Here is a 440-nt window from a genome sequence, read left to right on the forward strand (position 1 = left end):
AACGATAATTACTTGAAACATTCTTTCTAAAAGGAGGAGAAATAATGCTGTTATTACTAATTTTTTATTTTTGATATTTAGGGTAATTAGAAAAGAGCCGCCACAAATAATAAAAACAGAAATAAGCATTGAACAATTCCGTCCATAACGATCCGCAAATAATCCAAAGAGCCATGCTCCCATTGGAAGAATAAGAAAGCCAATAAAAAAGATTCCTGCGGTTTTTAAAAGTTGTGTAACGACATCATCATCTGCAGGAAAGAATTGCGAAGCAAAATAAATCGACGTAAATGAGTAAGCATAAAAATCATACCATACTACTAGGTTCCCTGATGCACTGGATATAATAGCAAGGAGACGTTTCCTTGTATCATCTGGTTTTAAAATTTTTTTGCTTTTCATGAAATATTCCCCCTTTAAATCTATAATTTATTTTTCTG

Annotated in this window: 1 protein-coding gene; it reads right to left on the reverse strand. The window is 31.8% G+C overall.

Annotated elements, in window-relative coordinates:
* Window positions 1–402, reverse strand: a 402-nt coding sequence (locus J7R05_RS08220) for an MFS transporter (RefSeq protein ID WP_208541873.1), incomplete at its 3' end; no start/stop codon positions are given.
* Window positions 403–440 lie beyond the last annotated feature (38 nt).

Source organism: Bartonella capreoli, from assembly GCF_902813205.1.
In the GTDB taxonomy this organism is placed as follows: domain Bacteria; phylum Pseudomonadota; class Alphaproteobacteria; order Rhizobiales; family Rhizobiaceae; genus Bartonella; species Bartonella schoenbuchensis.